General features: G+C 58.6%; 8 protein-coding genes and 5 pseudogenes. 7 read left to right on the top strand and 6 right to left on the bottom strand.

The features are described 5' to 3' along the window. Positions 1-1,003: pseudogene (locus B384_RS0114885) on the bottom strand (IS3 family transposase); the annotation flags it as partial. A 414-nt stretch (positions 1,004-1,417) separates the two neighbouring features. Between B384_RS0114885 and B384_RS0114895 the strand changes: the two are divergent. Both B384_RS0114895 and B384_RS21175 read left to right on the top strand, forming a co-directional pair. Beyond that, positions 1,418-1,924, top strand: coding sequence for a DUF6328 family protein (locus B384_RS0114895; RefSeq protein ID WP_019483900.1), 507 nt, complete (start codon positions 1,418-1,420; stop codon positions 1,922-1,924). 94 nt (positions 1,925-2,018) lie between these two features. Next, positions 2,019-2,252 (top strand): annotated as a pseudogene (locus B384_RS21175) (IS3 family transposase); the annotation flags it as partial. A gap of 45 nt (positions 2,253-2,297) precedes the next feature. Here the strand turns inward: B384_RS21175 and B384_RS19820 are convergent. Beyond that, a complete protein-coding gene (locus tag B384_RS19820) occupies positions 2,298-3,125 on the bottom strand; it encodes a GAF domain-containing protein (RefSeq protein ID WP_019483902.1) in 828 nt (275 codons plus the stop codon). Between the two features lie 221 nt (positions 3,126-3,346). Here B384_RS19820 and B384_RS19165 point away from each other — a divergent pair, with 221 nt between their 5' ends. Then, positions 3,347-4,102, top strand: coding sequence for a GAF and ANTAR domain-containing protein (locus tag B384_RS19165; protein WP_024477258.1), 756 nt, complete (start codon positions 3,347-3,349; stop codon positions 4,100-4,102). Positions 4,103-4,231: 129 nt separating this feature from the next. On the opposite strand, the gene B384_RS0114915 is transcribed toward B384_RS19165, so the two are convergent. Next, on the bottom strand, positions 4,232-4,864 hold the full coding sequence (locus B384_RS0114915; protein ID WP_019483904.1) for a class I SAM-dependent methyltransferase: 633 nt from the start codon (positions 4,862-4,864) through the stop codon (positions 4,232-4,234). An 87-nt stretch (positions 4,865-4,951) separates the two neighbouring features. Here B384_RS0114915 and B384_RS21515 point away from each other — a divergent pair. Continuing rightward, positions 4,952-5,080 (top strand): annotated as a pseudogene (locus tag B384_RS21515) (IS30 family transposase); the annotation flags it as partial. 69 nt (positions 5,081-5,149) lie between these two features. Next, positions 5,150-5,634, top strand: a pseudogene (locus B384_RS21180) (transposase); the annotation flags it as partial. 777 nt (positions 5,635-6,411) lie between these two features. On the opposite strand, the gene B384_RS0114935 reads toward B384_RS21180, so the two are convergent. Together B384_RS0114935 and B384_RS20280 are read right to left on the bottom strand one after the other, a co-directional pair. Then, positions 6,412-7,170 carry a cation transporter gene (locus B384_RS0114935; RefSeq protein WP_019483908.1) on the bottom strand — a complete coding sequence of 253 codons (759 nt, stop codon included), beginning with the start codon at positions 7,168-7,170 and terminating at the stop codon, positions 6,412-6,414. Continuing rightward, the gene (locus B384_RS20280; protein WP_083850966.1) at positions 7,170-7,499 is read right to left on the bottom strand and encodes an ArsR/SmtB family transcription factor; all 330 of its coding nucleotides are present in this window, start codon (positions 7,497-7,499) and stop codon (positions 7,170-7,172) included. Before B384_RS20280 ends, B384_RS0114935 begins: the two co-directional genes overlap by 1 nt. A 276-nt stretch (positions 7,500-7,775) precedes the next feature. Here B384_RS20280 and B384_RS0114940 point away from each other — a divergent pair, with 276 nt between their 5' ends. Beyond that, entirely contained in the window at positions 7,776-8,183 is a 408-nt protein-coding gene (locus tag B384_RS0114940; protein WP_026041214.1) for a DUF1801 domain-containing protein, read from the top strand. Between the two features lie 3 nt (positions 8,184-8,186). On the opposite strand, the gene B384_RS0114945 is transcribed toward B384_RS0114940, so the two are convergent. Further along, a complete protein-coding gene (locus B384_RS0114945; RefSeq protein WP_035767337.1) occupies positions 8,187-8,708 on the bottom strand; it encodes an SRPBCC family protein in 522 nt (173 codons plus the stop codon). Positions 8,709-8,753: 45 nt separating this feature from the next. Here B384_RS0114945 and B384_RS21185 point away from each other — a divergent pair. Further along, positions 8,754-9,372 (top strand): annotated as a pseudogene (locus B384_RS21185) (IS3 family transposase); the annotation flags it as partial.

The raw sequence follows: 9,372 nt of genomic DNA on the forward strand, positions 1-9,372 counted from the left end.
ATGATTTCTCCGGTGAGTTGTTCCCTTCTGAATTGGGCGTTGAATGACTCGGCGTACCCGTTCTGCCACGGCGACCCCGGGTCAATAAAAGCGGTCTCCACGCCGGCGGTTTGGCACCAGCTGATCAGTGCTGCGGCAGTGAATTCCGGCCCATTATCGGAGCGGACATGGGTCGGGACGACACCGGTTTCAGCGATGATGTCCTCAAGCACGGCGACCACATCCGTCGCGGTGAAAGACCGCCGCGGGATGATCGCCAGCGCGGTACGGGTGTATTCATCGATCACGTTGAAAAACCGCACATGCCGCCCGCAGGAGGTCACATCGGATTGGAAGTCGAAGCTGACCACATGCATCGGATACTGAGCAGTTAGCCGTTTCTGCTCCCCAGCCCCGGGCCCGGTGCGGCGTTTCTTCCTTGCCTTGGGTTTGCAGGTGAGTCCCTCGAGGCGCCACAGCCGGCGCACCCGCTTCGGATTCAGTGCCACCCCAACCCACTGTTGCTGGCCCAGGAGGTGCCAGCGTGCCTTCCGCCAACCCCAGGTCGGGTGCTTCCCCGCAATAGCCCGCAGATCGGCCCGTAGCTGGTGGTCTTCGAAGCTGGCCACCGGCCGTGCCTTGCGCAGGGCGGACCGGTTCTGGCCCAGGATCTTGCAGGCGAGTCTTTCGGACGCCCCGAACTTCTCCTGCGCCATGCGCACTGCACGGCGGCGAGGTTCGGGGCTCAGAATTTTCCCTTCGCCACCTCATTGAGAATGTCGATGGTCAGTTCCTTCTCCGCAACCAGCTTCTTCAGCCGGGCGTTCTCTTTCTCGAGCTCCCGTACCGCTTTGGTTTGGCCGGCGTTGTGCTCGGAACCGTATTGGTTCACCCACCGGTACCAGGTCGCCTCGGTGACCTGCAGTTCCTTCACGACCTCAATCATCGGCCGTCTATCGTTGAGCATCTTTTGGCCCTGACGGACCTTCGCGATGACCTGATCAGGGGTATGTCTACGTGCCATAAAAGTGAATTTCCTCCTGCACCCATTATCGGATGCGAAACTCACATAACCACTGGACTCCTACCAGGGGCCCCAACCAAGCGCACATGACTAATGCGTGCAATGTCGCGAGATCGAAATTGACTAGTAGTCGCGTGAGATGCCTCGCGACGAACGACTATGAACTCCCTCGGGCGGATTCGCCACGGTACGAACGCGGCTCCCCGAGGCGGCAATGGTGGTCTCAGGACCATCGCCTCCCCTGGGCTGAGTATCCGATCCCTTCCATGGGAAATCCATATGAGCCCGAGATGGAACCCGCTGCTTGAAAGGGATAACAGTAATCTTCGGTCCGGACATTCGGCCCTATCCGGGTGTGAAGAGGTTCAGGTACCCTGCGCTCTTATAGGCATTGCAACACATTGAGGAAGACTTATGGAAAAGCCAGCCGACAAGACCATCGTAGATCAGACTCGACAGGAAACCCTTGAGGAGCAGTCGGATCGGAACTGGAATGAACTGCTGCAGGAACTGCGGGTGATGCAAACGGGCACACAAATTCTTATTGCTTTTTTATTCACGATCCCGTTTCAACCCACGTTCGACGACCTCGACGACGTCCAGCGTGTCACCTACCTGATCCTGGTGATTATCGCTGCAGTGATGATTGTTCTGCTGCTGGGACCGATCGGTCTTCACCGGTCATTGTTCCGGCGCCGCCTCAAACGGCAGATAGTCGAACGCAGTGCCGTGTTGGTGCGTTTTTCGCTATTGGGCACTGCCCTCCTCGCGGCCGGCGGTGCTGCCCTCGTCTTTGACATCGTGCTTGATAGAACGGCAGCACTAGTCGTCCTGATCGGCCTGTTGGTCGCCGCAGCCCTACTCTGGTTGGTCTACCCCACCGTCGTCGGACGGCAGAACACAGGTCCACCCGATCAGTGACCCTCCTCGCTTCGATCCTCACCTGAGTGGCCCAAGGATCCTCCTTGCACTTCCGCGCTCGACGGGTGCGGTATCAAATCACATTCAACGCGGCCCCGCGTTCGGGTACCGGTTCATCGCCGACGAACTCGAAGTTCGGGGCTTCACCGTCGGAGACAACGGGGTCTCCCGGTTGTGCAGCAGCCAACGCATCTGGTCCGTCTTCACCAAAAAACGCGGTCTGACCCGCAAAGCTGGCCCACCGGTCCACGATGATCATGTCCAGCGGAACTTCACGGCGACGGCGCTAGATCAATTGTGGATGACCGACATCACCGAGCACCGCACCGCTTGCATTCCAGCCAACGTTGCGATCGATACCGCAGCCCATTCCTCAGTTATTGATCTCCTGTTGGATGATCATTGCTAGGGCTTTGAGTTCTTGTTGGTCGTCTGCGGAGAAGCCCCGGGGTTTCTGGTCGATGATGCAGAAAGTGCCAACGGCCCACCCTTTCGTCCCGAATATCGGGTACCCGGCGTAGAAGCGGATGCGCGGTTCGCCGGTGACCAGTGGATTGTCCCTAAATCGCAGATCGGCCAATGTGTCGTTGATGATCAGCGGACCGGCCCGGCGGATGGTTTCATTGCACAGCGCAACGTCCCGGGGCGTGTTCTGACCGAGCGGTCCTACAACCGATTTGAGGAACTGCCTCCGGTCAGTGATCAGGGCCACGCTTGCAGAGCTGACCCCGAAGTGTTCCTGTGCCTGACGGGTGATCCGGTCGAAGCGTTCCTCGGCGGCGGTGTCTACCAAACCGGTCTGGTCAACGGCCACCAGCCGCTGATATTCGGCCTCTCCCGGCAGGAGGAAGGACACACCAGCGGCGCCCAAATCGCTGAGCGCCTGATCCACAATCTCCTGCGCCTGATCGAGGCTGCCAGAAATCATCTGACCCGTACTGTTAGTACTCGTTACCTCAGCGTCGGTGCTGTAGGGGACGCGGTACTGCGAAGTGGTGTTCTGCAGAATCTCGTTGAGGGTGAGGGCAAGGATGTCTCGTTCAACCGGGGACAAGCCCACCACGCCTAACAGGTAGGCCTCCAGCTCAATCTGGGACAGCACTCCACCCCGGGCGAAGTACTCGATCCACAACTGGGCCGGTTTCATTCGGGTCTGGGTCGCACCGGCGACGGTGAGCTGCTGCTGTGTTCGTGCATCCATGAATAGCCTTCAACTCGCTTCCTGGGACCGACTGCCCTGTACACCAGGGGGCGTATAGTTCCCAGCGATATCAATGAATACCCCAGCCCACTAAAGGTTAGCCGAGGGCCGGACATGAATGTCAGAAAAACTGCCTCTTTGTTGTGTCAGCTTTTGTTGTGTCAGCGAGAATATGGTCCACATACCCTGGTGCGTGGTGCTGCCGGTTCTAGACTGTAGCCATGGCAGAAGGCCAGGGTGTGGGGTCGGTTGCAGCGCAGCTTCAGGAGCTGATTCTGCGGTCCGAGAATGTCGAGGTGTTCCTCGAGGCGTTCACTGTGCACGCGTCGAAAATCCTGGGTCCGAAGGTCGAGGTTCTGTGTGGGATCACCCTCAAACGAAGGGACCGGTTTGTGACCGCGGGCAGCAGCGGCGAGGCTATTGAACTGGATGAGGTTCAGCACGGTTACAGCGACAGTCCTTGCATCCAAGCTGCCCGGACCGGGCGGACTGTTGTTGTCGCAGATGTCCGTAGCGATAGGCGATGGCCGGTGTTCTTCCAAGGTTTGGAGGACCGCGGGTTTGCCTCAATCCTTGCCATACCCGTGGTGATCGGTGGAGACGACGGGGTCGCGCTCAACCTCTACAGTCGCAAGCCCGAGGTTTTCACCCCGAACGTTGTTGAACATTTTGAACTGTACGCGGGTGAGGCCGCCAGCAGCCTTGAGCTGGCCCTTAAACTGGCGTTCTATCGAGACGCTGCGGCGGATCTTCACGCAGCCATGGAATCACGCACGAACATTGACATGGCTGTGGGAATTATTATCGCCCAGAACCACTGCACCCAGGCTGAAGCGGTTCAAATACTCCGGCGGGCTGCCAGGCATCAACAGATCAAACTACGTGCGCTGGCGGAACGGATCGTCCAGACGATCAACTCGGCGCCGGCAACCACCCACTTCGCCCCCGCCCCCGGGCAGAGCTACGGGAAAAACTGAGCCGGGTTGCAGCAGAGGAATACGAGCAAACATATTATGATCTACAAGCCGGTCCGTCACCCGACGCCGCCGCCAACAAACAGGCGGCATGATTCCCGGGACGGTTCACTGAGACCGGCTATTCGGGTGTCAGTGCTTCAGGATGAAGATCCCGTCGGGTCCGGTATGAGCGTTTAGCGCACCTGGTTTGGAATGAACGCTCACCGACCAGGCTGAGTCCTGTTCGAAGGAGCTGAGGTGCCAATCGGAGAATCGATTCAGGAACAGTAATCCTGCGAGCCTTGCCGCGGCGTCTTGGGCCTTCGGACCACCCCTTGTAGCAGCGGTGGTACCAACGACAAACAAACCATCGTCTACTAACAGCCCAGAGACCTTCCTGAAAGCGTCCTCCAAAATCTCTTCAGAAAGGAACGCTGGCACGTTGCCTGACATCAGGATGACCTCGTACCGGTCGGGAACACCCTCGGCGCGCAGGCGCTCGTCGGATAGTTCTTCCACTGCCAGTTGTCGATACCAACCTCCATCGAAAATGTCCTCGGCCACATCCAGAACCGCCCGAGTCGGATCAATGCCGTAAGCCCTGTGCCCGCTCTGACGCAGTGCGTTAGCTGCCGATCCGATGCCGCACCCTATATCGAGGATCCGACTGTTGCGGTGGGCCAGCATGTCTATAAACCGTGCGTCGACCTCGAAATCCGTACCCTTTCCCACAAGCTGGCGCATCTTGTCTGCGTAAGCATCGAGGTCAGCACTTGGGATCATGAAACCCAGACTAACCTGTGACGCGGCAACTAACGGAGACTCATTTAGCGATCCTTGGGTTCTTGCGGTGATTGCAACACTTAGCGGATGGGTGTTGTTATGGCGAGGTATTCAATTTATGTAAGACCGGATCTTCTGCAGGTGTTTTGGGCCGGGATGCAGGCCGGTGATTTCATCACCGATGCCGTTGTTCCGATCAGCACGAGCAGACGGACCTGAGCTGCTGCGGAGATCTCGGACAGTGGGCCCTCATAAAATGAGGGTCTACCGAAAGTAGAGATCAGCATGACCGCATCACGTAGACGATTTACCCAGGAGTTCAAGGACGAGCTGTGCCGCGAGGTGATTAACACGTCCAAGCCGATTAAGGACGTGGCCACCGCGTACGGTGTCGGCCCTGAGACGCTGCGCAACTGGTTGATCAAGTACCGCGAGGCCAACGGCGGCACGGAGACGGATCTGACGGTAACGGAACGGGCAAGGCTGAAGGAGCTCGAGCGTGAAGTTCAAGAGCTGCGGGCGGAGACTGCGTTCTTGAAAAAAGCCAGCGCTTACTTCGCGCGGGAGCAGCGGTAGTGAGCAAGTATGAATTCATCGATTCCCAAAAAGCTGAGCGGGCCAATCTGAATTCGGTGGTGAGAATGTGCCGCTGGTTAGCCGTCTCGACGTCCGGTTTCTATCACTGGGCCACCCGTCCGCAATCGGCCACAGCGGCCCGCCGCGAGGCCCTGACCGCCCGGATCCAGCTTGAACGAGCGCTCGGTGAGTATCCCAACGTTCGTCAGAAAGTGCTGATCACCGACGATGAGCCAAAGCAAAAAGCGTTCTACGAATCTCTGGGCTACACCCAGACAGAGGATTTTCGTGGCGGATCAGTGACGGCGTTCGTCAGATTCGACTAACTGCAATGATGCGAAAGCGGATCGTCCTATGCACTCTCAGGCAAAAGGAACACGAGGCGCTGCTCCGGAGTCCAGACGTACGTATCATCGCAGCAGTAACCCCTCAACCACGCCTGCCCGTCCACGACACGAAGGTAGAACCCCTTGGGATACTCCACGTCCTCACTCACAGGCTCAGATGCAATGTGAATCGCTCCAGCCGGGCTGCGACCTGCCGATCAGACTAAGTCAGGCGCGTTCGCTTGGTCCGTCAGCGCCAAACGGAAGTATGGCCCGACCGCCAAAGGACAGAGTTCAAGCCCCTGGTTCCTTGCAGCCGCGAAGACCTGGGATAGGACTGCACCCTTTTCAAGTCCAAGCTGCTCTACGGTTCGCTCCACAATTCGCAGCGTCTGACCCGCTGGGGCATCAAACGTGGAGTGAGCGAGCAGCGCCTCCGCGTGAGCGTTTAGCTGGACGCCCGCATCGCGCAGGATCCTCACAAGCTGCATTCGCGGCCGCCCGCCTACTTGGAGTACAAAACTTTCAATCTTTGCTGCGCTCATCATGAAGTCATTCTCCGTCATGTGCAGTAGGACCATATCAGGGACTGCTGAAGGCTTGATTGACGCTTTCCATGGCCCCAATCTCGCCGATAACGGTCTACTACGTCAGCCGGTCTGCCGTGGAATGTGACTGGTTGCGAGGCAGGCCGCAGCAGGAGCAACCGGATTCCCCGGTGGTTTCGGGGATCTTGGAGGACTCGTCCGCCTCAGGGTGGCCTAGGGGGTTCGCGCAACAAGCGTCGCCTTTCCACGCTTCTCGACCTTCCTTGATCGCCCAAACGGCGATCACTAGTGCGGCGATCGGGTCAGCCCACGACCAGCCGAGAAGGCTGTTCAGTAAAAGCCCTGCCAGCAGCACCCCGGAGAGGTAGGAACACAGCAGGGTCTGCTTGGAATCCGCGACAGCTGACTTCGACCCCAGCTCGCGGCCGGCACGGCGTTGGAGATAGGACAGTAGCGGCATGATTGCCAGGCTGATCACGGCGAGCACGATACCAACGCTTGAGTGGTCGGCCTCGGAACCAGAGACCAGTGCCCGGATAGCGTCGAATCCGACGAAGAGGGCTAACCCGAAGAAGGAGAGCGCTATGAAACGGAGGGCTGTTTTCTCCCGAGTTTCGGGGTCCTTAGCGGAGAACTGCCAGGCTACCGCCGCGGCGGAAGTCACCTCAATGATCGAATCGAGCCCAAAGGCAATCAGAGCGCTGGAGGACGCCACTGTTCCGGCAGTGATCGCTACCATTGCTTCAATCACGTTGTAGGTGATCGTCGCCGCGACGAAGAGACGGATGCGACGTAAAAGTATCATCCGGCGGACCGAGTCGGGACCGCCAACAGCAACGGGTTTCACCACACTCATCAGCAACACCCCTCGGACCCACTGCTAGCGCAGTGTTCCGGATCGGTAGCCAACACCACCGCCAGCAACTCAGTCAGCGCGCTGCGCAGTTTCGGATCAGCAAGTTCATATCGGCTCCGACGCCCTTCCGGAACGGCCACCACCAATCCACACCCCCGCAAACAAGCCAAATGGTTGGACAGACCCTGACGGCTCACTCCCAAAACATCCGCAAGGTTGCTCGGGTAAGCCGGAGCATCCCGCAGCTCCAGCAGAATCCTGCACCGGGTCGGATCCGAAAGAGCATGCCCAAACCTTGACAGCACCGATGAATGGGTCAAAGTCTCCATCCCCCCATAGTACAGCGATCTCTGAATTCACAGGATCCTGTAGCCACTATGTCTCCCGCTATTTGAGCTCATGATCAATCCAGACAGACCTCGTTGGGCTTAATTTTGGTCAGGGCGGGTTTCGTCAAACCCCGCCGCGTTAGAAAACCTGCCTAGGGACAGAGAAACCAACCTCCACTCGACACCGATAGCACCCTGATATGTCCCCGTTTTGCTGAGTTCCTTTAGTTCAATGCCGGGTTAACTTTCCCACCCCTGGGTCATTAGGATCAGAGCATGGCCTCTCTAAAGACTCGACCGACGGACCAGGATGTCACTGCTTTCCTTGATGCTGTGGAGCATCCTCGTCGGAGGGAGGAAGGTCATGTGCTGCGTGCGCTGATGGAACGTGTAACCGAGCAGCCTGCGGTGATGTGGGGGTCGACCATGGTTGGATTCGGTTCATCCCCGTTCACGAACACCCTTGGGACGCATGAGTGGTTCAATGTCGGATTCTCACCCCGCAAATCGGCTCTAACGATCTACGGCATCCACAACGGCTATGAGCCAGACAACCCCCTACTTACGGAGCTCGGCCAGCACACAACCGGCCAGGGATGCGTCTACGTGAAACGGCTCAACGACATTGACCTCAAGGTCCTTGAGCGTCTCATCAATGACGCGTGGAAAGCGTCGAACACTTGATGATCACATCGGGGTTGGACTGAACCCAGCGGTAGTCCGGGCTTCCTCACTTGCAGCGGTGGATTCGGCGATCTGCTTGATCGCGGTGAACGTTTTCGGGATTCCGTCGAGCGCCTGCCGGGTTCGGTCGGTGATCTGAGCGGACGCCGTGTCACCGTACTTCTCCTCAAACATCGCGATCCCAGCGGGCAGGAATTCCCAAGTCTCGGTCAACGTCGTCCCGGCAGCCGTGGGGGTCAGGAGGTAACCCCAGCGGACAAAGCTGCCACCAACTGCCCAGGCGAACTCGCGACCCCGATCGGCGGCCACTACCTGTGACCGGGTCTCCCAGGACCGGTCAGGGAGCTCATTGCGCCCGGTGAACCAGGCACCGACCTCGCCGGCGATGTCCTCGTCATCCCACCAGCACGAGGTACAAACCGGACTCCACTGGCCCGTACGGGTGATGTCGGAGACCAAGTCGTAGAGCACGTCCGCGGACGCCTGAACCGTAACAGATGGGACTGCTGAAGGTTTGCTTGACACTTTGCCTGTGAGGATTTGGTCCTTGCTGGTGGAAGGATGTTCATCATGCCTAAAGCCTTTCCTGAAGAGTTCCGCCGTGACGTTATCGCGGTGGCCCGAAAGGGCGAAGCGCCCATTACCCAGATCGCGAAGGACTTCGGTGTCTCACCTGCGGCTTTGCACCGCTGGCTGAAAATCGCCGACCGCGAAGACGGGGTGAACCCCGGGGCCGTGTCCGATGACTCCGTGAAGCTCCGAGAGGCCAATAAGCGGATCCGGTTATTGGAGCAGGAAGCGGAAGTGATGCGCCGTGCCGTGGCCTACTTATCCAGGGACATCAACCCAAAAAAATGATGTACCCGCTGGTCCGTGAATTAGCTGCCCAGGACGCCCCTGTCAGGGTTCCTGTTGCAGTGTCCTGCCGGGTATTGAACTTCTCCAGACAGGCCTACTATCTGTGGGCCGCGAACCCCATCTCGGCCCGGGACTGGGAGGAAGCACATCTGATCAACGCCGCCATAGATCACCACCGTGATGACCCTGCGTTCGGGTACCGGTTCATCGCCGATGAAATCAACGCCAGCGCCCAGGTGGTGAGTGAACGAAGGATCTGGCGGCTGTGTTCAGCAAATGGCATCCTGTCGGTGATCCACCGTCGGCGCAGATCCGGGATCAAGACCGGCCC

This window comes from Arthrobacter sp. TB 23, assembly GCF_000294595.1.
In the GTDB taxonomy this organism is placed as follows: Bacteria; Actinomycetota; Actinomycetes; order Actinomycetales; family Micrococcaceae; genus Arthrobacter_D.

Excerpts from the sequence above, each read along its gene's own strand:
- B384_RS19165 (WP_024477258.1), top strand. The coding sequence starts at position 3,347 with ATGGCAGAAGGCCAGGGTGTGGGGTCGGTTGCAGCGCAGCTTCAGGAG.
- B384_RS19820 (WP_019483902.1), bottom strand. The coding sequence starts at position 3,125 with ATGGATGCACGAACACAGCAGCAGCTCACCGTCGCCGGTGCGACCCAG.
- B384_RS0114895 (WP_019483900.1), top strand. The coding sequence starts at position 1,418 with ATGGAAAAGCCAGCCGACAAGACCATCGTAGATCAGACTCGACAGGAA.
- B384_RS0114915 (WP_019483904.1), bottom strand. The coding sequence starts at position 4,864 with ATGATCCCAAGTGCTGACCTCGATGCTTACGCAGACAAGATGCGCCAG.
- B384_RS20280 (WP_083850966.1), bottom strand. The coding sequence starts at position 7,499 with ATGGAGACTTTGACCCATTCATCGGTGCTGTCAAGGTTTGGGCATGCT.
- B384_RS0114935 (WP_019483908.1), bottom strand. The coding sequence starts at position 7,170 with ATGAGTGTGGTGAAACCCGTTGCTGTTGGCGGTCCCGACTCGGTCCGC.
- B384_RS0114940 (WP_026041214.1), top strand. The coding sequence starts at position 7,776 with ATGGCCTCTCTAAAGACTCGACCGACGGACCAGGATGTCACTGCTTTC.